Annotated in this window: 29 protein-coding genes and 1 pseudogene; 18 read left to right on the top strand and 12 right to left on the bottom strand. The window is 68.2% G+C overall.

What is annotated here, in order from left to right; translation table 11 throughout:
* Positions 1 to 67: 67 nt before the first annotated feature.
* A complete protein-coding gene (gene pdeM / locus A4249_RS11480; RefSeq protein WP_066552764.1) occupies positions 68 to 820 on the bottom strand; it encodes a ligase-associated DNA damage response endonuclease PdeM in 753 nt (250 codons plus the stop codon).
* Positions 817 to 3,231 (bottom strand): ligase-associated DNA damage response DEXH box helicase, encoded by a 2,415-nt coding sequence (locus A4249_RS11475; protein WP_231868813.1) that lies wholly within the window; start codon positions 3,229 to 3,231, stop codon positions 817 to 819. Before A4249_RS11475 ends, pdeM begins: the two co-directional genes overlap by 4 nt.
* Positions 3,232 to 3,382: 151 nt before the next feature.
* Between A4249_RS11475 and A4249_RS11470 the strand changes: the two genes are divergently transcribed.
* Genes A4249_RS11470 through hisC form a run of 5 tightly spaced genes read left to right on the top strand, consistent with a single transcriptional unit; the run spans position 3,383 to position 9,608 of the window.
* Positions 3,383 to 6,238, top strand: a complete 2,856-nt coding sequence (locus A4249_RS11470; protein ID WP_066552758.1) for an ATP-dependent DNA helicase — start codon at positions 3,383 to 3,385, stop codon at positions 6,236 to 6,238.
* Position 6,239: 1 nt separating this feature from the next.
* The gene (gene ybaK / locus A4249_RS11465) at positions 6,240 to 6,713 is read left to right on the top strand and encodes a Cys-tRNA(Pro) deacylase (RefSeq protein WP_066552755.1); all 474 of its coding nucleotides are present in this window, start codon (positions 6,240 to 6,242) and stop codon (positions 6,711 to 6,713) included.
* Positions 6,714 to 6,745: 32 nt separating this feature from the next.
* Positions 6,746 to 7,804 carry a DUF2125 domain-containing protein gene (locus A4249_RS11460; protein WP_066552752.1) on the top strand — a complete coding sequence of 353 codons (1,059 nt, stop codon included), beginning with the start codon at positions 6,746 to 6,748 and terminating at the stop codon, positions 7,802 to 7,804.
* Positions 7,804 to 8,490, top strand: a complete 687-nt coding sequence (locus A4249_RS11455; RefSeq protein WP_066552749.1) for a hypothetical protein — start codon at positions 7,804 to 7,806, stop codon at positions 8,488 to 8,490. Before A4249_RS11460 ends, A4249_RS11455 begins: the two co-directional genes overlap by 1 nt.
* 14 nt (positions 8,491 to 8,504) lie before the next feature.
* Positions 8,505 to 9,608 carry a histidinol-phosphate transaminase gene (gene hisC / locus A4249_RS11450; RefSeq protein ID WP_066552746.1) on the top strand — a complete coding sequence of 368 codons (1,104 nt, stop codon included), beginning with the start codon at positions 8,505 to 8,507 and terminating at the stop codon, positions 9,606 to 9,608.
* A 47-nt stretch (positions 9,609 to 9,655) separates the two neighbouring features.
* On the opposite strand, the gene A4249_RS11445 is transcribed toward hisC, so the two are convergent.
* The 5 genes from A4249_RS11445 to A4249_RS11425 are packed head-to-tail and all read right to left on the bottom strand — an operon-like array spanning position 9,656 to position 13,471.
* A complete protein-coding gene (locus tag A4249_RS11445) occupies positions 9,656 to 10,435 on the bottom strand; it encodes a MipA/OmpV family protein (RefSeq protein ID WP_066552744.1) in 780 nt (259 codons plus the stop codon).
* Between the two features lie 35 nt (positions 10,436 to 10,470).
* A complete protein-coding gene (locus tag A4249_RS11440; RefSeq protein WP_066552743.1) occupies positions 10,471 to 11,208 on the bottom strand; it encodes a lysophospholipid acyltransferase family protein in 738 nt (245 codons plus the stop codon).
* Positions 11,209 to 11,853, bottom strand: a complete 645-nt coding sequence (locus tag A4249_RS11435) for a YdcF family protein (RefSeq protein ID WP_066552742.1) — start codon at positions 11,851 to 11,853, stop codon at positions 11,209 to 11,211.
* Complete coding sequence (locus A4249_RS11430; protein WP_082854141.1) at positions 11,850 to 12,764, bottom strand: cell division protein FtsX; 915 nt, start codon at positions 12,762 to 12,764, stop codon at positions 11,850 to 11,852. The genes A4249_RS11435 and A4249_RS11430 overlap by 4 nt, the downstream gene beginning before the upstream one ends.
* Complete coding sequence (locus A4249_RS11425) at positions 12,761 to 13,471, bottom strand: cell division ATP-binding protein FtsE (RefSeq protein WP_066552740.1); 711 nt, start codon at positions 13,469 to 13,471, stop codon at positions 12,761 to 12,763. The genes A4249_RS11430 and A4249_RS11425 overlap by 4 nt, the downstream gene beginning before the upstream one ends.
* A 71-nt stretch (positions 13,472 to 13,542) precedes the next feature.
* Here A4249_RS11425 and A4249_RS11420 point away from each other — a divergent pair, with 71 nt between their 5' ends.
* The 5 genes from A4249_RS11420 to A4249_RS11400 all read left to right on the top strand — a co-directional run bounded on the left by A4249_RS11420 (position 13,543) and on the right by A4249_RS11400 (position 16,810).
* A complete protein-coding gene (locus A4249_RS11420) occupies positions 13,543 to 14,481 on the top strand; it encodes an MJ0042-type zinc finger domain-containing protein (protein ID WP_066552737.1) in 939 nt (312 codons plus the stop codon).
* A complete protein-coding gene (locus tag A4249_RS11415) occupies positions 14,474 to 15,007 on the top strand; it encodes a phosphoribosyltransferase (protein WP_055754434.1) in 534 nt (177 codons plus the stop codon). The genes A4249_RS11420 and A4249_RS11415 overlap by 8 nt, the downstream gene beginning before the upstream one ends.
* A gap of 160 nt (positions 15,008 to 15,167) precedes the next feature.
* Complete coding sequence (gene rplU / locus A4249_RS11410; protein ID WP_066552734.1) at positions 15,168 to 15,722, top strand: 50S ribosomal protein L21; 555 nt, start codon at positions 15,168 to 15,170, stop codon at positions 15,720 to 15,722.
* A 99-nt stretch (positions 15,723 to 15,821) separates the two neighbouring features.
* Positions 15,822 to 16,109 carry a 50S ribosomal protein L27 gene (gene rpmA / locus A4249_RS11405; protein ID WP_066552731.1) on the top strand — a complete coding sequence of 96 codons (288 nt, stop codon included), beginning with the start codon at positions 15,822 to 15,824 and terminating at the stop codon, positions 16,107 to 16,109.
* Positions 16,110 to 16,276: 167 nt separating this feature from the next.
* Positions 16,277 to 16,810 carry a GNAT family N-acetyltransferase gene (locus A4249_RS11400; protein WP_045810625.1) on the top strand — a complete coding sequence of 178 codons (534 nt, stop codon included), beginning with the start codon at positions 16,277 to 16,279 and terminating at the stop codon, positions 16,808 to 16,810.
* Positions 16,811 to 16,826: 16 nt separating this feature from the next.
* Here the strand turns inward: A4249_RS11400 and A4249_RS11395 are convergent, their stop codons facing one another.
* Together A4249_RS11395 and A4249_RS11390 are read right to left on the bottom strand one after the other, a co-directional pair.
* On the bottom strand, positions 16,827 to 17,024 hold the full coding sequence (locus tag A4249_RS11395) for a hypothetical protein (protein ID WP_039244035.1): 198 nt from the start codon (positions 17,022 to 17,024) through the stop codon (positions 16,827 to 16,829).
* Between the two features lie 116 nt (positions 17,025 to 17,140).
* The gene (locus A4249_RS11390; protein ID WP_066552729.1) at positions 17,141 to 17,656 is read right to left on the bottom strand and encodes a hypothetical protein; all 516 of its coding nucleotides are present in this window, start codon (positions 17,654 to 17,656) and stop codon (positions 17,141 to 17,143) included.
* Between the two features lie 173 nt (positions 17,657 to 17,829).
* Here A4249_RS11390 and A4249_RS11385 point away from each other — a divergent pair, with 173 nt between their 5' ends.
* Complete coding sequence (locus A4249_RS11385; protein ID WP_066552728.1) at positions 17,830 to 19,032, top strand: threonine ammonia-lyase; 1,203 nt, start codon at positions 17,830 to 17,832, stop codon at positions 19,030 to 19,032.
* Positions 19,013 to 19,528: an FKBP-type peptidyl-prolyl cis-trans isomerase gene (locus A4249_RS11380; protein ID WP_066552726.1), complete on the top strand. Its 516-nt coding sequence runs from the start codon at positions 19,013 to 19,015 to the stop codon at positions 19,526 to 19,528. Before A4249_RS11385 ends, A4249_RS11380 begins: the two co-directional genes overlap by 20 nt.
* Before the next feature lie 44 nt (positions 19,529 to 19,572).
* On the opposite strand, the gene queG is transcribed toward A4249_RS11380, so the two are convergent.
* From queG to A4249_RS11365, 3 genes are all read right to left on the bottom strand, one after another.
* Positions 19,573 to 20,682 (bottom strand): tRNA epoxyqueuosine(34) reductase QueG, encoded by a 1,110-nt coding sequence (gene queG, locus A4249_RS11375; RefSeq protein WP_066552724.1) that lies wholly within the window; start codon positions 20,680 to 20,682, stop codon positions 19,573 to 19,575.
* A 231-nt stretch (positions 20,683 to 20,913) separates the two neighbouring features.
* The gene (gene fzlA / locus A4249_RS11370) at positions 20,914 to 21,600 is read right to left on the bottom strand and encodes an FtsZ-binding protein FzlA (RefSeq protein WP_066552722.1); all 687 of its coding nucleotides are present in this window, start codon (positions 21,598 to 21,600) and stop codon (positions 20,914 to 20,916) included.
* 61 nt (positions 21,601 to 21,661) lie between these two features.
* Positions 21,662 to 22,648: a cation diffusion facilitator family transporter gene (locus tag A4249_RS11365; RefSeq protein ID WP_066552720.1), complete on the bottom strand. Its 987-nt coding sequence runs from the start codon at positions 22,646 to 22,648 to the stop codon at positions 21,662 to 21,664.
* Positions 22,649 to 22,787: 139 nt separating this feature from the next.
* Between A4249_RS11365 and A4249_RS11360 the strand changes: the two are divergent.
* From A4249_RS11360 to A4249_RS11335, 6 genes and pseudogenes are all read left to right on the top strand, one after another.
* Positions 22,788 to 23,589: pseudogene (locus A4249_RS11360) on the top strand (undecaprenyl-diphosphate phosphatase).
* A gap of 4 nt (positions 23,590 to 23,593) precedes the next feature.
* Positions 23,594 to 24,493, top strand: a complete 900-nt coding sequence (locus A4249_RS11355; protein WP_066552717.1) for a class I SAM-dependent methyltransferase — start codon at positions 23,594 to 23,596, stop codon at positions 24,491 to 24,493.
* A gap of 32 nt (positions 24,494 to 24,525) precedes the next feature.
* Positions 24,526 to 25,260: a pseudouridine synthase gene (locus A4249_RS11350; protein WP_066552709.1), complete on the top strand. Its 735-nt coding sequence runs from the start codon at positions 24,526 to 24,528 to the stop codon at positions 25,258 to 25,260.
* 18 nt (positions 25,261 to 25,278) lie between these two features.
* Positions 25,279 to 25,542 carry a type II toxin-antitoxin system Phd/YefM family antitoxin gene (locus A4249_RS11345; protein WP_082854140.1) on the top strand — a complete coding sequence of 88 codons (264 nt, stop codon included), beginning with the start codon at positions 25,279 to 25,281 and terminating at the stop codon, positions 25,540 to 25,542.
* Positions 25,539 to 25,952, top strand: a complete 414-nt coding sequence (locus A4249_RS11340) for a type II toxin-antitoxin system VapC family toxin (RefSeq protein ID WP_066552706.1) — start codon at positions 25,539 to 25,541, stop codon at positions 25,950 to 25,952. The genes A4249_RS11345 and A4249_RS11340 overlap by 4 nt, the downstream gene beginning before the upstream one ends.
* Positions 25,949 to 26,587 (top strand): phosphoribosylanthranilate isomerase, encoded by a 639-nt coding sequence (locus A4249_RS11335; protein WP_066552698.1) that lies wholly within the window; start codon positions 25,949 to 25,951, stop codon positions 26,585 to 26,587. Before A4249_RS11340 ends, A4249_RS11335 begins: the two co-directional genes overlap by 4 nt.
* Positions 26,588 to 26,618 lie beyond the last annotated feature (31 nt).

Below are 26,618 nucleotides of genomic sequence, written 5' to 3'. Positions count from 1 at the left end.
GCCGTCATCCTGCATCGCCTTCCGCCAAGATGCGGTGAAGCGACGTGCTGAACGCTTTACGAACAGACTATCGCAGGATCGCCCAATCCAGGGCGTGGACACGGTCTCGTCCCAGGGCGGCGGCCAGCGGCGGGGTGGCGAAAAGGTCGGCGATGGCGGGATCGAGAACGTTCAGCCCGCCGGTGAAGGCGCCGAAGGCGGGCAGGACGATGCGCGATCCGTCGGTGACGAAGCAAGGACGGCGCACGCCGCGCCCATAGGCGGCGACCTTGGCGGCGGGGTGAAGGTGGCCTGCGACCTCGCCATGCCGGTCGTCGTCGGCGGTCAGAGCCTCCGGCTCGTGGGTCAGGCGCAACGCGCCCAAGGCCATATCGCCGACGATCCGGCCGGGCAAGCGGGACGCCGTGTCCGCATCGCGAGCGAGCGCCTCGCGGTCGTGATTGCCCTCCAGCCACAGCCAGCCGCGCCCCGCCGCCAGACGGTCCAGCCGCGCCCGGTCGTCGGCCGCCATGCGGGGAATGGCCTTGGTGTCATGGAAGCTGTCGCCCAGCAGCACGACCATGGACGGGTTCAGTTCGACAATCTCGGCTTCCAGCCTGTCCAGCGTGGCGCGGCTGTCATAGGGCGGCAGAAGCTGGCCGCGCACGGCGAAGGCTGACCCCTTTTCCAGATGCAGGTCCGCGACGATCAGGGCGCCGTGGGCCGGCACCCACATCGCTCCGGAACAGCGCAATACGCAGGCCTCGCCCGCGATCCGTACGCTCAGCGAACCGCAGATCTTTCGGGCCGGGGACAAGGTTTGGCGCAGGGCGGCGTTCATGCGGCGGCTTCTGGCTCGGCGTCGTCCATGACCTCGGCGATCAGCAGGTCGGCGCTTTCGTCCAAGATCATTTCGGCGGCGTCTCCGCTGACCCGCTCGCGTCCGATCTGGACCAGAACGGGCACGCAGAAGGGCGAGGCGCGGTTCAGGGGTTGGTGGCGGATGCGTCCCTCGATACGCGCCAGCATCTGGCCCAGGCGCGCCACGTCCAGCAGGCCGGATGCGGCGTCGGCGCGGGCGGTCTTCAGCAGCAGATGGTCGGGTTGGTGGCGGCGCAGCACGTCGTAGATCAGGTCGGTGGAGAAGGTCACCTGCCGGCCGGTCTTTTCGGCGCCGGGCTGGCGGCGTTCGATCAAGCCCGAGATCAGGGCGCAATTGCGGAAGGACCGCTTCATCATGAAGCTTTCCTCCAGCCAGGCTTCCAGATCATCGCCCAGCATGTCCGGCTGGAACAGGGCGTCCAGATCGATCGTGTCCATCGGCTTGATCGACCAGATCGCCAGCGAATAGTCGGTGACGACAAAGCCCAGCGGCCCGACGCCCATCCGGTCCAGCCGCCGGGTCAGCAGCATGCACAGGGTGGTGTGGGCCAGATTGCCCTCGAACGGATAGGCCACAAGGAAATGCCGGCTGCCGCGCGGGAAGGTTTCGACCAGCATGGATTCGGCGTCGGGAATGACCGAGCGGGTTTCCTGCAACTCCAGCCACTCCTGCACGTCGGGCGGCAGGACGCGCCAGTGGTCGCGGTCGTGGATCATGGTGCGCACCCGATCGGCCAGCGAGGTCGACAGCGGGAACTTCGATCCGCCCCATGACGGAATCTTGGGGTCGCTGTCATTGGCGTGGGTGACCAGGGCGTCGGTCCCGGTGATGCCCTGAAACGCCCAGGTCTGGCCGGCGAACTGGAAGGTGTCGCCGGGTGTCAGCTGTTCGAAATACCACTCCTCGGCCTCGCCCACCTTGCGGCCGCCGATCAGCTGGCGCGAGGCGCCGCCGCGACGGCTGGCGACGCGAACGTTCAGCGTTCCTGCCGAGACGATGGCGCCGACGTTCATGCGGTGCCGCTGGGCGATGTGCTGGTTGCGGACCTTCCAGCGGCCATCCGGCGTGCGCACGATCCGGGCGAACCGGTCGTAGGTGCGCAGCGCATAGCCGCCGGTGGCGACGAAATCGACCACCTCCTCGAACTGCTCCCACGTCAGGGCGCGATAGGGGCCGCAGCCGGTGATCTCGTCATACAGGACCTGCAAGTCGAACGGGCCGGAACAGGCGACGCCCATTACGTGCTGGGCCAGGGTGTCGAGCGTGCCGATATGGACCGGCTCCCAGTCGAAGGCATTGTCGGCGACGGCCTCGCGCGCCGCCTGGCACTCCAGCATCTCGAACCGGCTGGCGGGCACCAGAAGCGCGCGCGACGGTTCGTCCAGCCGGTGATTGGCGCGGCCGATGCGCTGGACCAGGCGGCTGGAGCCCTTGGGCGCCGCCATCTGGATGACCAAATCCACGTCGCCCCAGTCGATGCCCAGATCCAGCGTCGAGGTGCAGACCACGGCCCTGAGGTCGCCGCGCGCCATGGCCGCCTCGATCTTGCGCCGCTGCTCGGCGGCCAGCGAGCCGTGGTGCAGGCCGATGGGCAGGTTCTCGTCGTTGATGGCCCACAGCTGCTGGAACACGAACTCCGACTGCCAACGGGTGTTGACGAAGATCAGCGCCAGGGTCGAACGCTGGATGGCGGCATAGACCTCCGGGATGGCGTGCTGGCCCGTATGGCCCGCCCACGGCACCTTGCCCTCGGAGATCAGGACTTCGATGACGGCGGGCGCGCCGGGGTCGCCGCGGACGAGCGTCACGTCCTTCACTCGGGGCGAGGGACTGAGCCATCCCCGGATCAGATCGGGATCTTCGATGGTCGCGCTCAGCCCCACCCGGCGCATATCGGGAGCGAAGCTCTGCAACCGGCCCAGCCCGAGTGACAACAGGTCTCCGCGCTTGCCGCTCCAGATCGCATGAACCTCGTCCAGAACGACGCATTTCAGATCTGCGAAATAGGACCGGGCACCTTCCCAGGCGCAGAACAGGGCCAGCTGCTCGGGCGTGGTCAGCAGGATGTCGGGCGGGAAGTCGCGCTGTCGCTGGCGTTTGGACTGTTTGGTGTCGCCGGTGCGCGTCTCGACGTGGATGTTCAGCCCGATCTCGCGGATCGGGGTCATCAGATTGCGCTCGACGTCCGTCGTCAGCGCCTTCAGCGGCGACAGATAAAGCGTATGCACCCCCGACCCCGGCCCGGTCGTTGGCTTCGGTCCGCGCTCGGCCAGGTCGATCAGGCTGGGCAGAAAGCCCGCCAGCGTCTTGCCCCCGCCGGTGGGCGCGACCAGCAGGGCGTGGTGGCCGGCCTCCCCCGCCGCGACCATCTCCAGCTGATGCCGCCGGGGCGACCAGCCGCGCGACGCGAACCAGTCGGCGAACAGGGGCGGAAGCGTTGCGGGAGCGGCGGCGGTCGTCACGGACGGGATATAGCATGTTCCCGTTCCGTTTCAGCCCCAGGCTCGCTATCTATCGGACGTGTCCGACGAATCCGTCCTTTCCGAAACCCGCCTGACTGGCGCCCAGCCGTGGGCGAACTTGCCGCCGGCGCTCGCCACGCCGCCGGGCGCAGGTGCGGTGTGCGACGAGGCGGGGGCCAGGAAGATCGGGCGCGGGGCGGCCGAGGGGTTCTTCAGCACCGGGCCGGTGATGGTGGCGCATGCCTCGTTAACGGCGCGCCGGCTGGGGCTGACGCCGCCGCCGCGATCGACTGATCTGATGGACGTGCTGGAGCTTTACGCCTTCGTGCGGCCGGCGCGCTTCTGTGCGCCGTCGCCGACGGGGCTGGCGCTTTCGCTGGGCTCAGCCGAGCCGAAGTCGGCGGAGGAACAGGCGGCGGCCCTGCGTGAGGCGGCGGGACTGCTGCTGCGCGAACTGACCGATCCGGCCTATCCGGAGCGCGAGGCGGCCTATGTCCTGGCGCTGACGATGCAGCGGGCGGGCTGGGCCTGGGGCGAGCGGGTGGTTCAGGCGCTGGAGGCCGGCGGCGTACGGGCGCGCCAGCATCGCGGGTCGGGGATGGATGTCTGGTCGCGGCTGACCGAATGGGAAGACGAGGCGCCGCGCGGCGAGGCGGGATCGACGCCGGTCGACAGCGAGAGCGCCCGCATCCGGCTGGAGAAGCTGCTTCAGGCCTCAGGCCTGGACGAGACGCGGCCCACCCAATCGGACTACGCCGCCGAAGCCGCCTTCGCCTTTTCGCCGAGGAATGAAGAGGGGCGGCCCCGCATGCTGCTGGCCGAGGCGGGGACCGGCACGGGCAAGACCCTGGGCTATCTGGCGCCCGCCTCCCTATGGGCCGAGCGGAACCAGGGAGCGGCGTGGATCTCGACCTATACCCGCGCGCTGCAACGCCAGATCGACCGTGAAAGCCATTCGCTGTGGCCCGATCCGGCCGAGCGCAAGAAGAAGGCGGTGATCCGCAAGGGGCGCGAGAACTATCTGTGCGTCCTGAACCTGCAGGACATGGTGCAGGCGGCCCAGCTGGGGAATGGCGACCTGATCGGCCTGGCGCTGGCCGGGCGTTGGGCCCTGCATACGCGCGACGGCGACATGACGGGCGGGGACTTTCCCGGTTGGCTGCCCGGCCTGTTCGCCATGCCGGCCGCCCATGCGGCGGGGGCGGCCAATCTGGTGGATCGGCGCGGCGAGTGCGTCCACGCCGCCTGCCCGCACTACCGCACCTGTTTCGTCGAAAAAACGATCCGCGCCAGCCGCCGCGCGGATCTGGTCATCGCCAACCACGCTCTGGTCCTGACCCAGGCGGCGTTCGACGGCGCGCGCTCGGCGCGGGGCCAGAAGCAGGATGGTGAGACGGCGGCGCTGAAGCGGATCGTCTTCGACGAGGGCCACCACCTGTTCGACGCCGCCGACAGCGCCTTTTCCGCCTGCTTGTCGGGCCAGGAGGCGGCTGAGCTGCGGCGCTGGATCCGGGGTCCGGAGGGGCGGGGGCGTCGCGGTCGCGGGCTGGAACAGCGGCTGGGCGACATGGTCAACGACAATGAGGCGGCGACGAAGGCGTTGCAGGACGCCATCCGCGCCTCGGCCGCCCTGCCGGGCGAAGGCGTGTCGGGCCGCGTCGCGCCAGCCTCGGGCGAGGTCAACCCCATCGGCCCGATCGAGGCTTTCCTGGCCGCCGCCCTGGATCAGCTTCGGGCGCGCACCGCCGAGACCAACACCTATGGCGGTCCCGAGTTCGGCATGGAGTGCGCGCTGAAGCCGGTGACCGATCCGGTTGCCGAGACGGCCCGCGCGGCGGCCCAGGCCCTGGCCGCCATCGAGGCGCCGCTGCTGGCCCTGTCGCGACATCTGGAAGACATCCTCGATGACGAGGCGGCCGAGCTTGATGGGTCGCAGCGATCACGGATCGAGGGGGCGTTGCGTGGCCTGGACAGGCGCGCGCGCATGACGCTTCCCGGATGGCGGTCGATGCTGGCGGCGCTGGAGGACGGAGGCGATCAGCCCGATCCTGATTTCGTCGATTGGCTGTCGGCCGAGACGGCGTTCGGCCGCATCCACGACGTGGCCCTGCGTCGCCACTGGATCGACCCGACCGTCCCGCTGGAGGCCGCCGTGATCGTGCCGTCGCACGGGGTGCTGGTGACATCGGCCACCCTGTCCGATCCCTTGCAGGAAGACCCGTTCGACCTGGCGCGGATGCGGACCGGCTCGGCACGTCTGATCGAGCCCCCCCGCACTTTGAAGGTTGAAAGCCCGTTCGATTATGCGGCCAACAGCCGGGTCATCGTCGTCAACGATCTGGTCAAGGACGATCCGCGCCAGACGGCGGCGGCGATGCGGGAGCTGTTCCTGGCGGCGGGCGGCGGGGGCTTGGGCCTGTTCACCGCCATTCGCCGATTGAAGGCGGTCTATGAGCGGCTGGGGCCGGATTTGGCCAAGTCGGGCGTGCCTCTGTATGCCCAGCACGTCGATCCGCTTGAGGTCGGGGCGCTGGTGGACATGTTCCGGGTCGAGGAGAATTCCTGCCTTTTGGGCACCGACGCCGTGCGCGACGGGGTGGACGTGCCGGGACGGTCGCTGCGGGTGCTCGCCTTCGAACGTGTGCCATGGCCTCGCCCGGACCTGCTGCACAAGGCGCGGCGCGAACGGCTGGGTGGCAAGGGTTATGACGATGCCCTGGCCCGCGCCCGCATCGCCCAGGCGTTCGGCCGGCTGATCCGGCGCGGCGACGACAAGGGTGTCTTCCTAATGCTGGACGCCGCCACCCCCACCCGCCTGTTCGCCAGTTTGCCGCCTGGGACCGAGGTCCAGCGCATGGGCCTGGCCGATGCGGTCGAACTGACCCGCAGCTTCCTGAACCCCGAGACGACGTAGGATGTCCAAGACCACGCCCGCCACCGTCGCCCTGACCAAGGCCGGCGTCGCCTTCGCTCTGTTTCCCTACGACTATGATCCCGACGCGCCGCGCGTGGGGTTGCAGGCCGCCGAGGCGCTGGGCGTGGCGCCTGAGCAGGTGTTCAAGACGCTGATGGTCCTGGTCGATGGGGCCCCGGCCTGCGTCATCGTGCCGTCCGACTGCGAGGTCAGCATGAAGAAGCTGGCGGCGGTGCTGGGGGCCAAGTCGGCCCAGATGATGAGGCCGGCCGACGCCGAACGGCTGACCGGCTACAAGGTCGGCGGGGTCAGCCCGTTCGGCCAGCGAAAGGCCGTGCCTACTGCGATGGACGAAACCGCCATCCTGTTCGATCAGGTCCTGATCAACGGCGGTCAGCGGGGGCTGCTGCTGGGCCTGGCGCCGGAGGATGCGCGTCGGGCGGCCAAGGCGGTGCTGGCCGATCTGACCGCCTAGAAGCGCCAGGTGCGGCGCGCTATAGGTCCGGCATGACCGACGCCTCGACGACCAATCGACACAGCCGCAAGGGCCTGTATGCGCCCTTCATGCTGGTGCTGATCGCGCTGGCGGCCTGGACGGGATGGTGGATCTTTCTGACGCGCCAGATCGATACGCGGCTGGAGGCCCAGGTCCAGACCCTGCGTCAGGACGGCTGGGACATCCGGTTCGCCGACAAATCCATTAAGGGCTGGCCGTTTCGCACACATGTGGCGTTGACGAACCTGATCGTTCAGGCGCCGTCGGGCCATGCGATCAAGGCGACCGAACTGACCGCAGAGGCCAACGCCTATCAGCCGACCAAATGGGTGGTGGTGGCTCCGCAAGGCCTGATGCTGACCCGCGCCGGCAAAGGCGAGGTCGCGGTCAAGGGCGACGCCATCCGCATGAGCGCCAGCGGCATCGATCAACGCTGGCCCAACCTGGCGCTGGAAATGGTCAATCCGGTCTTCACCGCCCAGACCGGCGCCGAACCCTTCCCCATCGCCCGGGCCGCGCGGATCGAATTCTACGCCCGTCCGCATCTGGAGGGCTCGACCGCGCCGACCGACGACGTCGATGTCATGTTCCGTCTGGTGGACGGACAGGGGCGGGCGGACGGCCCTGTCGAAGGCTTCGCCCAGGACGGCCGGCTGACGACCCAGCTGGAGGCCGAAATCGGCCAGGCCAGCCTGCTGAAGACCGGCGGCGACGCGGCGGGCGTCTTCTCCGCGTGGACGAAGGCGGGCGGCACGTTCCGCAATGTGCGCGGGGATCTGCAGGCCGGCGACAGCCGCGCGACCCTCTCCAGCGATGTGTTGCGAGCCGATGCGAACGGCCGGCTGACCGGCCAGGTCCAGCTTCAGGCGCAAAAGCCTCTGCCCGCCCTGGCTGGTTTGATGGCGACCCGACAGGGGCCGGTGAACCGCATCGGCGCGGCCGGGGCCGCCGCAGCAGCGGGCGCGGCCGAGGCGACGGGCAAGGAGCAGTTGCCGCTGACGCTGGTCTTCCGCGACGGCCGAACCTGGCTCGGCCCCTTCCCGCTGGCCCCGGCGCCAAAGCTGTTCTGATGACCCTGCTGGACGAACCCGAAGCCGACGACGCTTTGCTGGCGCTGGATCGCGCCCTGGTCGAGGCGGTGCGGGCGCGGGTCGCCGCCGGTCCGCGCGACCGAGCCGACGCCTCGGCCATCGCCCTGCGTCAACTGCTGGACGGCGCCTCGGCCGATGAGGCTGCTGCGGTCAAGGCGGTGTGGGGCCGGATCGAGGCGGCGACCGGACCCGCGCTGGTCGTGTGTGGCGGCGTGGCCCAGGCCCTGGCCACAGATCGCTATGGCCTGCGGTCGCGGCCCCTGTTTGCCGACGAGGCGTTGAAGGCGGCCGAGGCGGGTTCTCGCGCCATGATCGACCTGTCGCCCGACCGGCCGTGGTGGGGCCGCCTGCTGGCGCGGCCCGAACTGAAGATCGTCGCCGCCCTGCCGGACGACCGGCGCGGACGGCCCCAGGCCTTCGTGGTGTCCAAAGAGATGTCCGGCCCCACGGGCGACGACCGCAGCTTCTGGGTCACCGACAGCGGCTGGTCCGAGACCAAGATCGTGGACGCTTTGAGCGACGCGGGACTGGTCGCCGACCCGCTGGCGGCGGCGGGCGGGTTGAAGCTGTTCATGCTGACGGGCTATGTGCAGGTCGATGACGGGCGGCTGAAGGGCGCGCCCGGACGAATGAGCGGCGTGATCGGCGCCGCCCCCATCTTCTGAGATCAAGGCTTTCCATGACCGACGCGACCGCGCCACACGGCCCTGCCCCCAAGCCCGGCATCCTCGACATCGCCCCCTATGTTGGCGGCAAGTCGTCCATCGCCGGCGTCGCCGAACCGATGAAGCTGTCGTCCAACGAGAACATGCTGGGCGCGGGCGAAAAGGCGCGTGCGGCCTATGAGGCGGCGATCAAGAATATCCACATCTATCCCGACGGCCGGGCGACCAAGCTGCGGAACGCGGTGGCGGAACTGCACGGGTTGAAGCCTGACCGGCTGATCTTCGGCAACGGCTCGGACGAGGTCTTCGCCCTGTTGAACCAGACCTATCTGACGGCGGGCGACAACATCGTCTGCGGCCAGTACGGTTTCCTCGCCTACCGCATCAGCGCCCTGGGCTGCGAAGCCCAGGTCAAGCTGGCGCCCGAGCCGAACTTCAAGGCCGAGGTCGATGCGCTCCTGGCCCAGATCGATGAACGCACCAAGATCGTCTATGTCTCCAACCCGTCGAACCCGACCGGCAGCTACAATACGGGCGAGGAAATCCGCCGCCTGCACGCCGCCCTGCCGGCCCACATCATCCTGGTCGTGGACGAGGCCTATGCGGAATATGTGACCGAGGCCGACTGGGAGACCGCCTTCCCGCTGGCCAAGGACGCCGAGAACATCGTCGTCACCCGCACCTTCTCCAAGATCCACGGCCTGGGCGGTTTGCGTATCGGTTTCGGCTATGCGCCGCTGAAGGTCGCCGAAGCCATCGACCGGATTCGACTGCCGTTCAACGTCTCGGTGCCGGGGCTTGAGGCCGCAACGGCCGCGCTGTCGGACGAGGCGCACCAGACGGCGTCGCGCGATCTGATCTCGAACTGGAAGCCGCGCCTGACCCAGGCCCTGCGCGGCTTTGGGCTGAACGTCCTGCCCAGCGCCGGCAATTTCGTGCTGGTGCTGTTCGACAGCGCCAAGCGCGCCGCCGCCGCCAACGACTATCTGAACACCAAGGGCATCATCGTCCGCCCCGTCGGCGGCTATGGCCTGCCGCAAGCCCTGCGCATCACCATCGGCACCGAAGACCAGAACCGCGCCGTCATCGACGCGCTGAGTGAGTTCGCGGCCACCTGATCAAAGGGCAAGAAGCGGCGGCCGCATCCGCAGCCGCCGCCTTGCTATCAGCCGCCGAAGCGACGGGCGATGAAGACGCCGGTGCGGACGGCGTCGTCGGTCTGCGACAGGGGGCTGTCGGCCACGTCGCCCAGGCGGCGTTCGTAGTTGATCAGGCCGCCCGCACCCCATTTGTCGCCGATCGGGACCAGCAGGACCAGGCTGGCGCCCGCGCCCTGCAGGCCGCCGCCGGGGGAATAAGCGCTGATGCCGTTGGCGGCCGCCTCGGCGGTGCTGACGCCATAGTAGGCATCGGCCAGTTTGGAATCGCCGCCGCGCACATAGACCGAGGCGTTCAGCAGGCCGACCGACGTCACGCGCTGATGACCGACGGAGGCATAGTATTCCGTGCCCTCGCTGACGTCGGACACGTCGCGGCTGATCCGACCGCCGACCACCACATTGCCGGGCAGACGCTTGTAGGCGTAGGCGGCCAGGTCGGCGCCGAAGCCCGGACGATCCAGCGTCAGGCCTTCGATATCATCGGCCGAAAAGCGCGGGCGCAGTTGCAGGCCGGCGCGGAAGTCGTCGGTCTTGATCGCGTTCCAGCCCAGGCCGTCGATCGGGTTCAGATAGACTAGGTCGCGATAGTTGGCCGAAACCCACGGGGCGACCGTTGTCTTGGAGCCCGTGTCGCCGTTGGAGTCGTTGCGATAAAGGACGCCCGCGCCGAGATCGACGGTCCAGTTCTGGGGGGCGGGCCGGATCTGCTCATACGGTTGCGACTGGGCCAGAGCGGAGCCGGCGACGGCGGCGAAGGCGACGGAGAGCAGAAGGGGACGAAGCATCGGGCGTTTCCATGGGTGGCGCCCGAGCGGGGAGGTCAGGCCGGTTCAGAATGCGCAAGCTGGGCCTTTGGCTCCAGCAGCGCCAACGACGCCGTCTCTATGCGACTTTCCAGCAACGCCATCATGGCCCCGCGCTTCAGCTGGGCCGGGATCGGCTCAAGGAATTCGAACACGACCGTGCCGGGATACCGGCGGAAACCATGAGCCGGCCAGTGGACGCCGGAGTTGGTGGCGACGGGCCAGCAGGGGCCTTCCAGATCGCGATAGATTGCGGCGACGCCGGGCTTGTAGTCGCCCGGCACGCCCGGATCGTTGCGAGTGCCCTCGGGGAAGATGACGATCTGGCGGCCTTCGGACAGGCGGTCGCGCGCCTGTCGCGTCATGTCTTTCAGCGCCTTGGCGTGGCCCGCGCGATCCACGGCGATCATCTTGGCCTTCCAGGCGAACCAGCCGAAGAAAGGCAGGGGCATCAGCTCCTTCTTCATCACGAAACAGGCGTCGGGCAGGACGGCCAGCAGGGCCACGATGTCCAGCATCCCCTGGTGTTTGGACGCGATTAGGGCGGCGCCGGACGGGGCGTGCTCCAACCCGCGCACCTCGACCTTCACCCCCGCGATCCAGCGCAGGCCGAACAGGACGATCTTCGCCCACAGCTTGCACACGCCCTGCACATAGCGGTGCGGCAGCAGCAGGACCGGCGACAGGCCGATGGCGATGATCGGCATCGACAAATAGAGCCAGGCGGTGAAGATCAGGGAACGCAGGGTGTTCACTTAGGACGCGGCCTTTTCGTCAGGGGCGGTTTCGCTCTCGGCCGGTACGGCGGCGGGCCGGTCGAGGGTGATGCGGCGCACGCCCTCACGGCCCAGGACGGCGAGGTATTTCATATATTCCAGCGTCATCCGACGCGCGGTCACCGCCGCCCGCCACCAGCGCGCATTGTCCAGCGACGGGGTGGAGATGGCGTAGGGCGTCAGTTTCACGCCCGGCAGCTGGCCCCGGATTTCGACCAGCGAACGCGGCATATGATAGTCGGAGGTCACGACGATCAGGCTGCGATAGCCCTTGGCGCGGCTCCAGGCGGCGATCTCCTGAGCGTTGCCGACGGTGTCCTCGGCCTCGAAACCCAGATCGACGCAGCAGTTGAACAGGCGGCTGGAGCCGGGGGTCAGCTCGCGCAGCTCCTGACGGCGCACCTCGCGATTGACGCCGGAGATCAGCACCCGCTCGCCCTTGCCCTGTTCCAGCAGGCGGATGGCGGTGTTGACCCGCTCGGACGACGGACCGGTGAGGGCCACGATGGCGTCGGCGCGGGCGGGGTCGTCGGCCGGCGTCAGTTCGCGCACCCGGTGGGCGAAGGCGAACAGGCCGACTAGCCAGATCAGACCGGCGATGAAGATGACGCTCAACAGTCTCATGCGCCCCCTCCCTCTGTCGGCCGTCCTGAAGCCAGCATTCGCATGGCGGCGAATCTCGCCGCGAGAACCGCAACCGTAGCCGCCAGCAGCGGGCAAGGCGAGAGCAACGCCAGGTCGCTCCAGCTGATGGGCAGGGCCGCCGTCAGGCCGCCCGATCCGCCGATGAACCGCAGGAGGATCAGAAGGACCGCCGCCAGTCCGGCACCGATCGCACCCGCGCCGGCCGCCATCAGGCCGAACCGTCGCTGGAACAGCCAGGCGATGGTCCCGTCGGTCGCGCCGTTCAGGCTCAGGGTCTCGATCACGCCTTGACCCGCCGCCAACCCCGCCCGGGTCGCATAGGCGATGGCGGCGGCCGCAGCGAAGGCGACGGCCAGGAAGGCGGCGCCGGCCAGGACCGTGATCATGCCGGCGGACCGCTCGACCTCGCCGCGCCACAGGCTGTGATCGTCCACCGTAGCGTCCAGTCCGGCCTCGGCCAGGGCGCGGCTCAGGGTGACGGCGCTGGCGGGGGCGTCGCGGTTCAGCCGCACGGTCACCAGATGGGGCAGGGGCAGATCGGGCAGGACTGCGTCGCCGAGCCAGGGGCGCAGCAGATCCTCGGCCGCCTTGCGGCTGAGGGCGGCGGCCTCCTCCACCCCATCGACGCCGGACAGGGTCTCGGCCGCGCGGGCGGCGGCGGTGTCGCCGGTTTCGCCGACGCGGGGGCGGACCTGGACGGTGGCCTCGGCGCCCAGCTGTCGGGCCCAGCCGTGCGCGGCGCGGTCGGCGGCCGAGGCGGCGACGGCGGCGAGGCAGGCCAAAAAGCACAGGACGGCGATGACGGTCATCAGCCACGGCTCGCCGGCTGCGGCGGGCGGCAGCAGGCCGGGCCGGCGGCTGGAGAGACTAAAATCGGACAGACGGATCATGCGGTGGCCCGCGAGGATTCGCTGAGCCGTCCGGCCTCCAGCCTCAAGACGCGCGCGCCGGATCGCTGGGCCAGGGCCTCGTCATGGCTGGCGATCAGGACGGTGGCGCCCAGTTTGTTCAGCGACTGGAACAGCCGCAGCAGCTTGTCAGCCATCACGGCGTCCACGCTGCCGGTCGGTTCGTCCGCCACGATCAGGCCGGGGCGGGTGATGACGGCGCGGGCGATGGCCAGCCGCTGCTTCTCACCGCCGGACAGGGCGGGGGGACGGGCCTCCATCCGGCGACCCAGGCCCACCCATTTCAGCATCTCGCGCACGTCGTCGGCGTACTCGGCCTCGGATCCGCCCGCGAGCCGCAAGGGCAGGGCGACGTTGTCGAAGGCCGACAGGTGGTCCAGCAGGCGGAAATCCTGGAACACCACGCCCATCCGCCGTCGAAAGGCCGGGATGTCGCGACGATCGATGCGCGTGACATCCGATCCGAACAGGCGGAGGGTTCCCGTTCGGGGTTGGTCCGCCAGCGTCAGCAGACGCAGTAATGAAGACTTTCCGGCCCCGGACGGCCCGGTAAGAAAGTGGAAAGAGCCGCGCGGCAAAATGAGGTTAACGTCCCGCAGCACGTCGGGCGCGCCGACATAGCCGAAGCCGACGCCAGACAGGCGAACGGTCTCGGTCATAGCGGCGGGTTCGGCGGACGAGGACGGCATGGTATGTGTTTCAGGAACAGGGCGCGGCGTCGCGCCTTACGGGAGGGGGCGACAGCCTCGCAGTCAGCCACATGATACTGACCTGCCCCGCCTGCGCCACCAGCTATTTCATTCGTGACGAAGCCATAGGCCCCGAAGGCCGCAAGGTGCGCTGCCAATCGTGCGGCGAAGTCTGGCGCGCGACACCCGACGAGCCGCTGGAACTGACCTTAACGCCCGACCCGGCGGTCGCTGCCGCCGCCACGTCTGCAACCCCGCCCGAACCCGATCCCGCGCCGACCGCGGCCAGCCTGGCCGAAACGCCGGCGCCGGAGTTGCCCCGGGCGTTCCGCGCCCGCGCCGATCGCCAGAAGAAGCTGCGCCGCGCCGCCACCCAGGGCGTGATCTGGGCGGGTCTGGCCAGCGTCTTCATTGGCCTGATCGTTTCGGCATTCCTGTTCCGCGTCGAGATCGTCCAGGCCTTCCCTCGGGCGGCTTCGGCCTACAAATTCTTCGGCGCGCCGGTCAATCCGGTCGGGCTGGATTTCGAGGCCCTGACGGCCAAGGGTGCGCCGAACCATCCCGGCATGGTCGTGGTGTCCGGCGCCATCCGCAATGTGCGCGACGTCGAGATCGTCTCGCCGCCGATTCGCGTGGCCCTGCTGGACGCCGCCGGCGCCGAGGTCGGGTTCAAGATCGTAAAGATCGACGCGGCGCCGGTCCTGCCGGGCAAGGTCCAGGGTTTCGCCGCCCTGATCCCCGATCCGGGCGGCCACGGGGCCGGGATCGGCGTCGACTTCGCGCCGGCCAGCCCTGCGCCTGCCAAACCCCCAGCTGAACACGGCGGACAGGATGCGAAAGCCGCGCCCGCGCATGCAGCGCAGCCCGCCGCCGAAACCTCGCAGGGGCTGCGCTCGGCGACGGCGCCCGGCGCCGAGGCGCCGAACACGGCCGCGCCGATCGACGCGCGACCGGTCGGGGCTGTGGACAAGGGGCATGGTGAGGCGGTATCGGCCTCGCATCATGGCTGATCCCTCCCCGACGCCGACCGTTCTTCTGTCCGAGGCCGAGGTGGCGCGCATCGTCGCCGACCTGGCCCAGCGCATCGCGCCCGTCATCGACGACGACACGGTCGCCGCCGTGCTGCTGACCGGCGGCCTGTGGTTCGCCGCCGACCTGACCCGCGCCCTGTCGCGCGTCGGCCGCAACGTCCGTTTCGACGCCCTGTGGCTAGCCTCCTATGGCGACGAGCAGACCAGCCGGGGCCGGATCGACGTCTATGCGCCGTTCCAGCGCCCGATCGCGGGACGCCGCGTCCTGATCCTGGACGACGTGTTCGACACCGGCCTGTCGCTGGCCGAGGCCGTGCGCATCGCCAAGGACGCCGGCGCGTCCGAAGTCCTGACCTGCGTCTTCGCCAGGAAGCCCTGGCCCAAGCCCCGCGCGCCCGAGCCGGACTTCGTCGGCTGGGAGGCGCCGAACCGCTTCCTGGTCGGCTATGGCCTGGACCATGCCGGCACGCTGAGGGGCTTGCCGGACATCTGCGCCCTGGACTGAGTTCAAGGCGCGGCGACAGCGGGGATAATCCGTCCGGGGCTGAATTTCCGCCCGGTTCGGCGTTGACTCTCCGACACCCTTCCGTATATGTCGCCGCTCTTCGCCGCCGGGGCCCTCTCCGGGGGCGTATCTTTTTTTGCGTTTGCGCTGAGGCTTCAACATGTACGCGGTGATCAAGACCGGCGGCAAGCAGTACCGGGTCCAACCGGGCGACACCATCGTCGTCGAAAAGCTCGACGGCGACGCCGGCGCTGAGCTGAAGTTCGACAGCGTCCTGATGCTGGGCGGCGACAAGGGCGTGACCCTGGGCGCCCCCCTGATCGACGGCGCCTTCGTCGGCGCGACCCTGGTCGAGACCCGCAAGGGTGAGAAGATCAAGATCTTCAAGAAGACCCGTCGCCAGGGCTATCGCCGCACGAACGGCCATCGCCAGATGGAATCGGTCCTGCGCATCACCGGCATCGAAGGTGCCGGCGAGACCGCCAAGTGGGACGGCAAGGTCGATCTGACCACCAAGGCCGAGATCAACCTTCGCGCTCGCAACCTGGCTGCTCGTGACGCTGCGTCCTCGCTGGGTTCGACCGAGACGGTCGTGACCGACGTGGACGGCGCCGAGGTCAAGGGCGTCGTGGTCGAGAGCTCGGCTCCCACCAAGAAGGCCCCGGCCAAGAAGAAGGCTGCGCCCAAGGCTGAAGCCGCCGGCGACGAAGCCTAAGACATTCACCGGCGCTCACCGCGCCAGACCAGTTAAGAGAGACGTCCTCAAGTAGGCCGAAAGGCCGGTAGGACCCTCAAGAAAGTACGGAGCGGCAAGATGGCTCACAAGAAATCCGGTGGTTCGTCGCGTAACGGTCGCGACTCCGAGTCGAAGCGCCTTGGTGTGAAGAAGTATGGCGGCGAGCGCGTGCTGGCCGGCAATATCATCGTGCGCCAGCGCGGCACCACCTTCCACCCCGGTGAGAACATGGGCATGGGCCGCGACCACACCCTGTTCGCCCTGACGAACGGCGCTGTGAAATTCACCACCAAACGTGGCGGCCGTTGTTACGTGTCGATCCTCGCGGCCAATGACGACGCCGCTCAGGCGATGGCCGCCGAGTAACGCAGTCTGGACCTTCCCGGATCGCGTTGCTCCTGCCAGCAGCCGATCCGGACCAGGGATGATAATCCGCGGGGAGTCTGGATCACCAGGCTCCCCGTTTGCGTTTCCCCGCCTCGAAGACCGTCCGAGCCCTTCAAGGAGATAGTCGACAATCCGAGGCAACGCCCATGTGCGTCATCGAAACCTCTCCTGTCGTCGAAACGCGGCGCCTGATCCTGCGCGCGCCCGCGCCCCAGGATGCGCCGCGCATCGCCGCCCTGGCCAATGACCTGGACATCGCGCGCATGACCAAGCGGATGCCGCATCCGTTTCAGATGCGCGACGCCGACGACTTCGTGCTGCAGGTCGCCTCGCAGGATCCCAGGCGAGCCAACACCTTCGTCATCGACCATGAGGACGTGGGGCCCATCGGCGTCATCGGTCTGTTCGAGGGCGAGGATCGGGTGCCGGAAACCGGCTACTGGATCGGGCGTGAATACTGGGGTCGGGGCTTCGCCACCGAGGCGCTGGACGCCGCCCTGGTCTGGGCCAGCCGCAAGTGGAAGCGCCGGGCGCTGGTCGCCGGGCATTTCGCCGACAATCCGGCCTCTGGCCGCGTGCTGGAAAAGGCGGGCTTCCTCTACACCGGCGAGACGCGCCGGGCGTGGAGCCGGGCGCGTCGGGCCGAGGCCGATACGCGCATGATGGTGTGGCTGGCCTGACGGCCAGCCCGCAATGTCAGCCGCCCGCCAGGGCGGGGCCATAGACGGCGGCGACGGCGACGGCGCCCACCACCAGCATGGCGCCTGCGCCGGCGATGAAGGTGGCGATGGTCTTGGACCGGCGACGCCGCATGCCGCCCGCCTTGTACTTGCGAATGATGACCGACGGCCCTCGCGTAAAGGCCTCGGATCCTATGATGTTGTGTTGGGACAAGAAAAAAAGCTCCCCGAACTCTCGCACAGAAGCAGCGATCAGTCCGGGGCGCTCGTGGTCAGAAGATGGCGATCCGCGTTACCGGGGTCGCATCTTCGTGAGACGGGGCGTGCGGGTCACAGGGTGATGGAGACGACCCGGCCTCCGCGCGTCTGCACCGACTGCATCAGCACCACAGGCGCATCGCCCGAGGTGACCGGCACGATCAGGAACCAGCCGCCGTCCGGTAGGCCGTCAAAGCGGAAACGACCGTTCTCGCAGCGCGTGTCGCGGACATAGGTGCGATAATCGGAGTTGGCGTCGGCGACGGTGCGGGCGCGGACGACGGCGGCAGGCACGGCTGCGCGCTGGGTCGAACCGTACAGGGTGCGAATGCGCGCGCGCGTGTAGGGGGTGTCCGGCGTCAGGCCGACACTGGCGACGCAATCGAAGGCCTTGCCGTCCCGGGCGAAGGCGATCTGGCCCTGGATGCTGTTGCGACCGGGCATTTGGGACCAGCCGAAATCGGCCTCGTTGAAGGCGGCCGGGCCCCCGTTCGGCAGTCCGCCGCCGGCAGTGGGCGCACAGGCGGAGAGCGCTGCGGCGGTCAGGGCGAGAGCCAGGCCAGGGGCGGCGAACGAACGGATCGACATGGGGCTTCCTCCGGGATTTCGGGGTCGTGGGGGACGACGGCCTCACTATCGCACGACAGGCCGGGCGACTTCCACGCTCAAGATTCCCCCTCTGGACCCGGACCCGACAACGCGCGAAACAGGCCCGGCAACGCGCCCAGTCGTCGAGGCGCGACAGCTCGGAAACGCCCCGTATGACCGTCACCTTCGCCGATATCCAAGCCGCGCGCACCCGGATCGCCGGCGCGGTCGACCGCACCCCGACCCGCTATTCCAGAAAGCTGTCGCAGCTGACCGGAGCCGAGGTCTGGGTGAAGTTCGACAATCTGCAATTCACCGGCAGCTTCAAGGAGCGCGGGGCCCTGAACCGGCTGCTGATGCTGAGCCCCGAGGAGATGAAGCGCGGCGTGGTGGCCGCCAGCGCCGGCAACCACGCCCAGGCCCTGGCCTATCACGGCGGACGGCTGGGCGTGCCGGTGACCATCGTCATGCCCGAGGGCACGCCCTTCGCCAAGATCAACGGCACCCGCTCGCACGGGGCGACCGTGGTGATCGAGGGGCTGGACTTCACCGGTTCGACCGAGGCGGCCAAGCGGCTGGAAGCCGAAAAGGGCTATGTCTTCGTATCGGCCTTCGACGACGAAGGCATCGTGGCGGGCCAGGGCGTCTGCGCGATCGAGCTTCTGGAGGATGCGCCCGAGGTCGAGGCCCTGATCATCCCCATCGGCGGCGGCGGGCTGATTGCGGGCTGCGCCATCGCGGCCAAGGCGATGAAGCCGAACATCAAGGTCTTCGGCGTCGAGGCCGCGCGCTATCCCTCCTTCACCGCCAAACGGGCGGGTAAGCCGCCGGTCTGCACCGGCCAGACCATCGCCGAGGGCATCGCCATCAAGGCGGTTGGCGACATTCCCTTCGCCTTGGCCGACCCATTGGTGGACGAGGTCTTCGTCTGCGAGGAGGCCGACTTCGAACGGGCCGTCGCCACCTATGTCACCTATGAGAAGACGGTGTCCGAAGGCGCGGGCGCCGGCGGTCTGGCGGCCCTTCTGGCCTATCCCGACCGGTTCAAGGGGATGAAGGTCGGGCTGGAGCTGTGCGGCGGAAACATCGATGCGCGGATGCTGGCGGTCGTCTTGAACCGCGAGATGGTCCGTGAGCGGAGATTGATCGTCTATCGCATCTTGGGCGACGACCGGCCGGGCATGTTGTCGGCCATGGCGGCGGTGATCGGCGGCCTGGGCGGCAACATCATCGACGTGGTCCACAACCGCTTGGCGCTGGACGTGCCGGCCAAGGGCGCCGAGTTCGACATCATGGTCGAAACGCGCGATAGCGCCCACGCCGACGAGATCGGCGAGGCCTTGAAGGAACGCGGTTATGAACTTCGGATGGGGTAGGGCGGCGATCGTCGCGGCCTTCTTGCTGTCGGGCTGCGGCCAGGCCGAGCCGGTCGATCCGAACGCGGGCAAGGCCGAGGCGGCCGCCTTCATGGCCCAGAACGCCAAGGAAGAGGGCGTTCAGACCCTGCCCAGCGGCCTGCAATACAAGGTGGTGCAGGCGGGGCCGGCCGGCGGCGTCAGCCCCGACCGCAACGACCTGGTCAAGGTCGACTACGAAGGCAAGCTGGTCGACAACAGCGTATTCGACAGCTCCTTCGCGCGTGGGGCGCCGGCCGTGTTCACGCCCGAGGAAGTGGTCAAGGGCTGGACCGAGGCGCTGCAGAAGATGCGCGTCGGCGACGAATGGCTGCTCTATGTCCCGCCCGAGCTGGGTTATGGCGAGCAGGGTAATCCCAAGATCCCCGCCAACTCCGTGCTGATCTTCCGCCTGAAGCTGCTCGACGTGGCCAAGGTGCCCGGCGGCGGATCGGGCGTCGGCACGGCCATGGGGTGACCCTCACGCAATTCGTCGATTCGCTGCGAAGCGGGACCTAGACCTCAAGAGCGCCGCCATTCGCCTAGAACCTTAGGATCGGTCTCGGTCGTCGCCTTGGCCAGGGCCGCGAAGTCGTCGGGCGGCGTGAGTTGCGACAGGGCCCAAACCGCCGCGCCGCGCACCAGGGGCGAGGGGTCGGCCAGCAGGGCTTTCGTCGGGGCGATCAGGGAGGCGTCGTCCGAGTTGCCGACGGCGTAGAGGACGTTTCGCAGGAAGCGGTCACGGCCGATCCGTTTGACCGGGCTCTTGGTGAACAGGGCGCGGAAGGCGGCGTCGTCCAGCGCCAGCAGGTCGTGCAGGTGCGGGCTTTCAAAAGCCTCACGCGGCAAAAGCCTGATCTCACGCGCTTCCTGGGCGAACTTGTTCCACGGGCAGACCGCCAGACAGTCATCGCAGCCATAGATGCGCGATCCGGTCAGGGTGCGGAACTCGACCGGCCAGGGACCGGCGAACTCGATGGTCAGGTAGGACAGGCAGCGCCGGGCGTCGAGCTGGAACGGGGCGGGGAAGGCGTTCGTCGGGCAGGCGTCTAGACAGGCGGTGCAGCGGCCGCAGTGTTCGCTCTCGGCCGCGTCCGGCGCGATCTCGGCGGCGGTCAGGATGGTCCCGAGGAACAGCCAGTTGCCGTGGGTGCGGCTGAGCAGATTGGTGTGCTTGCCCTGCCAGCCCAGGCCGGCGCGCTGGGCCAACGGCTTTTCCATCAGGGGGGCGGTGTCGACGAAGACCTTGATGTCCGCGCCGTTGCGGGCGGCGATCTGGCCGGCCAGCTGTTTCAGCCGGCCCTTGATGACCTCGTGATAGTCGTCGCCGCGCGCATAGACCGAGATGTAGCCGGCCGAACGGTCAGCCAGCTGATCCAGCGGGTTCTGCTCAGGGCCGTAGTTCATGCCCAGGACGATGGCGGTCCTAGCCTCGTCCCACATGGCGGTCGGATGCTGGCGGCGATCCAGCGTCGTCTCCATCCATTCCATGGCGCCATGCCGGCCCTCGTCCACGAAACGCCGCAGCCGCTCGCCCGCCGGCCAGGCGTCGGCCGCCGAGGCGAACCGGCAGACATCGAAGCCCAGCTCGGCCGCGCGCTGGCGGATGAAGGTTTTCAGGCGGTCGGACACGGGGCGGGGGATAGCACGTATTTTCTTCACCGCCCGACGCAAAGGGCAAACGCTTCTCCCTCCCCGTCCGGGGAGGGTCGTCGCGCAGCGACGGGGTGGGGACGGCCCGGCTGGGCCGCACGTACTTGGAATGAAGACATATCGTGGGACGTCGCCTTGCCGCCCCCACCCGACCTCGCTGCGCTCGGCCACCCTCCCCGGACGGGGAGGGAAAAGATTTGCGCTATCGCCTCAAAAATCCAGATCTGCGTACCAGGCCGAGGGCGGCACGCCGACGAAGCGGTCGGCGAGCAGGGGGCGGAAGCAGGGGCGGGATTTAAGCTTGGAGTACCAGGTCTTCAGTCCGGGCCAGGTCTTCCACTGGATCTCGCCGAAATAGTCCAGCACCGACAGGTGGGCGGCGGCGATCAGGTCGGCTTGGGACAGGCGGCGGCCGGCCAGCCAGTCGCGCGCGGCGATGAGGTCTTCCAGCATGGCGAGGTGGGATTTCAGGGCGTCGCGCCCGTCGCGCAGGGCGCGGGCTTCAGGCGGGCCCAGCTTGAGCAGGGGTTTTTCCATCCGCTCGTGCAGCAGGACGGCATCGACCTCGTCCATGAAGCGGCGCTCGAACCAGCCGGTCAGACGGCGCGCCTCGGCCCGTTCGGCCAGATCGGCGGGCAGCAGCACCGGCCCCTTCTGCTGATCCTCGATCCACCCCAGGATGGCGGGCAGTTCGCACAGCACCAGCGGACGGCCGCGATCCATCGTCTGGATCACCGGCGGCAGGCCGGACGGATTGAAGTCATTGACCGGGCAATCGTTCTCCCACGGACGAACCGGGGTGTCGGTCCATTCGATCCGCGCCTCTCCCAGCGCCAGTCGCGCGGCGCGCGAGGCGGGCTGGAAGGCGAAGTGGAAAAGAACGCAAGGGTCGGCCATCTAAGGGTGATGCGCCCGGACCCGTTAATGCGCGTTTACTGCATTGAAATTGGACGCAAGGTCAGGACCACGGCCCCTTGGGCGCTGGGCCGGTCGAGGCGGCTTGCGGCTCGGCGGGAGCCGCAGCCGGGATCGCGGGCTGCGGACCGGCGTGGCCGCGCGGGTCGGCGTGGATCAGGATGTCGGCGGCGGGATACTGGGCCAGCACCCGGTTCTCGGCGGCGACGACAATGGCGTGGGCGGCGTCCAGCGTCTGGTGCGCGTCCAGGTCGACATGCATCTGGACCATCATCACCTGACCGGACATGCGGGTGCGCAGTTGGTGCACGCCGAAGACCTGTGGGTCGGCGAGGACGGCCTTGGTGATGGCGGCGCGGTCGGCCTCCGGCACGGCGCGGTCCAGCAGGTGATCGGCGGCGGCCTTCAACATGCCCGTCGCGCCCCAGAACAGCCAGACGGCGACGACGATGCCCGCCGCTGCATCCAGCCCTGGCGCGCCGAGGAAGGCGCCCGAAATCACCCCGATCAGCACAACGACGTTTGCGGCCAGGTCGGCGGCGTAATGGGCGCGGTCGCCGGCGACGGCAAGGGAGCCGGTCTTCTTCAGCGTCTGGGTCTGCATCCACACCAGCCAGGCGGTGATGGCGATGGCCGCGACCATGACGCCCGTGGCCCAGACGCCGGAGGTCACAGGACGGGGGTCGAAGATGCGCTGAACCCCCTCCCAGGCGATGAAGATAGCCGAGGCGAAAACCAGCCCGGCCTGGACCAGGGCGGACAGGGCCTCGCCCTTGCCATGGCCATAGCGATGGTCCTCGTCAGCCGGCGCGGCGGCCCAGCGCACCGCGAAGAACGTGGTTAGTGACGCCGCCAGATCCAGAACCGAATCCGCCAGGGTCGCCAGGATGGAGACGGATCCTGAGGCGCCCAGCGCAAAGGCCTTCATGGCGATCAGTACCACCGCGACCCCGACCGACAGGCGGGTGATGCGGCGGGTGGCCAGATGGGCGTCGTCGAGCGAGGCGGGGGCGGGGGCGGGCGTCGTCATTGTCGGCTTCTTCTCGCGCAATCGTGGCTGAAAGCCAACCGCTGGCCCAAACGGGTCGTTTCGTCAGAAACGATCATGCTCTAGGGGGGAAGGCATCCGGGCGCGGCGCGTTCCGGGCGCATTGGTTTTCGAGGGTCTCATGTCGGACTGGCTTGCCGCCATTATTCTGGGTCTGGTCGAGGGGCTGACCGAGTTCATTCCGGTCTCGTCGACCGGCCATATGCTGCTGCTGGGCCATTTCATGGGCTTCGAGAGCGCGGGCAAGACGTTCGAGATCGTGATCCAGCTGGGCGCATTGCTGGCCATCGTCAGCGTCTATTTCAAAAAGCTGTGGACCCTGGCGACGCGCTGGCCCTTCGACGCCGAGGCGCGCCGGTTCCTGATCGGGCTTTTGGTCGCCTTCGCGCCGGCCGTCGTGATCGGTTTCCTGGCCTATGACTTCATCAAGACGGTGCTGTTCGAGACGCCCCAGGTGGTGTGCATCGCCCTGATCGTCGGTGGAGTGATCCTGCTGCTGCTGGACCGGATGGACAAGAAGCCCCGCTGGCTGGACGCCGAGGCCTATCCGATGCGCATCTATTTCCTGATCGGCCTGTTCCAGTGCCTGGCCATGATCCCCGGCGTGTCGCGGTCCGGCGCCACCATCGCCGGCGGACTGCTGCTGAAGACCGACAAGCGGTCGGCGGCTGAGTTCAGCTTCTTCCTGGCCCTGCCCACCATGGGGGGCGGCGGTGGCCTATGACCTGTTGAAGAACCACAAGACGCTGGATTTCAGCGACGTCGGCCTGATCGTCGTGGGCTTCGTCGTGGCCTTCATCTCGGCCCTGGCCGTGGTGCGCTTCTTGCTGGATTTCGTGTCCAAGCGCGGGTTCGGCGTCTTCGCCTGGTGGCGGATCGTGGTCGGGGTCGTGGGTCTGGTGCTGTTGCAGGCGGGGTTCTGAGACCATGACCACGCTTCTGTACGGCCGCCCGCCGGTCGTCTTCGATCCGCCCGGCGACGCGACCCAGACCTCGCCCCTGATCCCGGACTCGGCTGCGCTGGAGGCGCAGGAACCGAGCTCGGCCGACAGCGTCATGATCTACGCCCCGCCCGGCGTGCTGGAGCGGCGCTATGTGCTGGCCCTGGCGCTGAAGGCGCTGAAGGTCGGCGGACGGCTGGACGTCATGGCGCCCAAGGACAAGGGCGGATCGCGCCTGGCCAAGGAGTTGAAGGCGTTTGGGGTCGAGGTCGCCGAGACGGCCAAGGCGCACCATCGCCGCTGCATCGTCATTCGGCCCGAAACGGTCGAGGGGCTGGACGAAGCCATCGCCGCGGGCGAGCCGCAGATCGTGCCGGGGCTGGAGGCCTGGTCGCAGCCCGGCGTGTTCGCCTGGGACCGGATCGATCCGGGCTCGGCGCTGCTGGCCGAACATCTGCCGGCGATGAAGGGCGAGGGGGTCGATCTGGGCTGCGGCTACGGCGCGCTGTCGATCGTGGTGCTGCGCTCTCCCGCCGTGAGCAAACTGAAGATGGTCGATCTGGATCGCCGCGCCATCCAGGCCGCTCGACGCAATATCGAGGACGACCGCGCCAAGGTCTGGTGGTCGGACGCCCGCACCCTGGAAGCCAAGGGCGACAAGGATTTCGTCGTCAGCAATCCGCCCTTCCACGACGGCGGGGCCGAGGACCGGCGGTTGGGTCAGGCCTTTATCCGCAAGGCGGCCGAGCTGCTCAAAAAGGGCGGCGTCGCCTGGGTCGTCGCCAACCGGCACCTTCCCTATGAGGCCGAGTTGAACACGGCGTTCAAGCGGGTGCGGCTTGTCGCCGAGGCGGGCGGCTACAAGCTGTTTGAGGCGGTGAAGTGACCGCGCTCAAGCAGTCCGAAGGGCGGTAGCGCATGAAGAAAACCCCGACGTCGAGGGTCGATCGTCTGCTGGGCTCGATGGGCTATGGATCACGCGCCGAAATGGCGCGGATGGCCAAGGCGGGCGGCATCGTGCTGGACGGGGCGGACCTGACGGACGTGTCCAAACGCATTGCGGTGACGCCGGACCTGCCCACGCGAATGGAGATCGACGGCGAGCCGCTGGACCCCGTGCAAGGGCTGGTGATCCTGCTGAACAAGCCGCTGGGCATGACCTGCTCGCACAAGGAAGAAGGGGCGCTGGTCTATGACATCCTGCCGAGACGCTGGCGGGCGCGCGATCCCGCCATCTCGACCATCGGACGGCTGGACAAGCAGACGACGGGCCTGCTTCTGCTGACCGACGACGGCGATCTGCTGCACCGGGTGATCAGTCCCAAACGCCATGTGGCCAAGGTTTACCGGGCCGGTCTGGCGCGGCCGTTGACCGGAACGGAAGGCGCGCTGTTCGCCTCGGGCGAACTGGTGCTGGAGGGCGAAGACAAGCCGCTGGCGCCGGCGGTGCTGGAGGTCGTGACGCCGACCGAGGCCCTGCTGACGGTAACGGAGGGGCGCTATCATCAGGTGCGCCGGATGTTCGCCGCCGCCGGCAACCACGTCGAGACCCTGCATCGCGAACGGCTGGGCGGCTTGGCGCTGCCCGCCGATCTGGCGCCCGGTCAGTGGCGGCTGGCGACGGCGGACGAGGTCGCCTCGATCTTCGCCTGATGGACATCGGGCGGTCCGATGGCTATCTTGATGGCCATGTCCAGCTATTCCGTAGCCGAAGCCAAGAATAACCTGCCCAAGCTGCTGGATCGCATGCTGGCGGGCGAGGCCGTGACCATCACGCGGCGCGGCGTGCCCATTGCACGGCTGGAGCCAGCGCAGGAGATCGTCCCGACATCCGGACCCATCGACGTCGAATGGTTCAAGCGCGTTCGCGTGAAACCGACCGTGCCAATGGATTCCGTCACGCTGGTGCGGATGATGCGGGACGAAGAGATTTGACGGTCTATCTGGACACCAGCGTGCTGGTGTCGCTGTTGCACGAGGATAATCACACCAACCGTGTCCTGGATTGGGCAGGAGGTGTCGATGCGATTGTCTTGAGCGCTTGGACCGCGACCGAATTCACATCCGCACTCTCTGTGCAGTCGCGGATGAGACGACTGATCGATCGTGACCGACGAAGGCTCGAACTCGATCTCGATCATTGGTTATCGACGAGAGTCGTTCTTGACGTTCTAAACGCCGATATAGTTGCTGCGCGTCGATTGGTGAGAAACGACGTTCGACTGCGTGCTCCGGACGGCGTCCACCTAGCTCTCGTCATGCGGCATGGCTGTGTTCTGGCGACGCTTGATGAAGATATGGCCGCAGTCGCGCGCGACATCGGCCTGTCGGTGATCGTGCCATGACGACGAAGATCAAGATTTGTGGGTTGACCACGCCGGACACGCTGGATGCCGCGCTGGATGCGGGGGCGGACTTTGTTGGCTTCGTGATGGTTAAGGCCAGTCCGCGGTACGCCGGGCCGGCCTTGGCGAAGCGGCTGGTAAATCGGGCGCGCGGCCGAGCGAAAACCGTATTGTTGTTTGCCGACATGGTCGGTCCTGAGATGGACGATCTGGTTCATGATCTTCGGCCCGACATGATTCAGCTACATGGTCGCGAAACGCCGCTTCAGATTCGCAACGCACGGACCGACTGGAAAATTCCAGTGATCAAGGCGGTGGGGGTGTCCGGCGCAGAAGACCTGGTCGGACTGGAAGCGATGGAAGCGGCAGACCACCTGCTGCTGGACGCCAAAGCGCCCAAGGGGGCATTCTACAGTGGAGGGCATGGGGTGGCTTTCGACTGGACCCTGCTGTCCGGCCGCGCCGTCCGCCGTCCGTGGTTCCTGGCGGGTGGTCTGAACCCGGACAATGTGGCCGAGGCGCTGAGGATTACGGGCGCGCCCATGGTCGACGTGTCCTCTGGCGTGGAAAGCGCGCCGGGTGTTAAGGACGCCGACCGGATCGCAACCTTCATCCAAAACGCGCGCCGGTCGTAATTGCGACGCCTCTCCGCGTGAAAGTCGAAAC

It is taken from the genome of Brevundimonas sp. GW460-12-10-14-LB2 (genome assembly GCF_001636925.1).
GTDB classification, from domain to species: Bacteria; Pseudomonadota; Alphaproteobacteria; order Caulobacterales; family Caulobacteraceae; genus Brevundimonas; species Brevundimonas vesicularis.
This window is presented reverse-complemented; position numbering and strand designations above follow the sequence as displayed.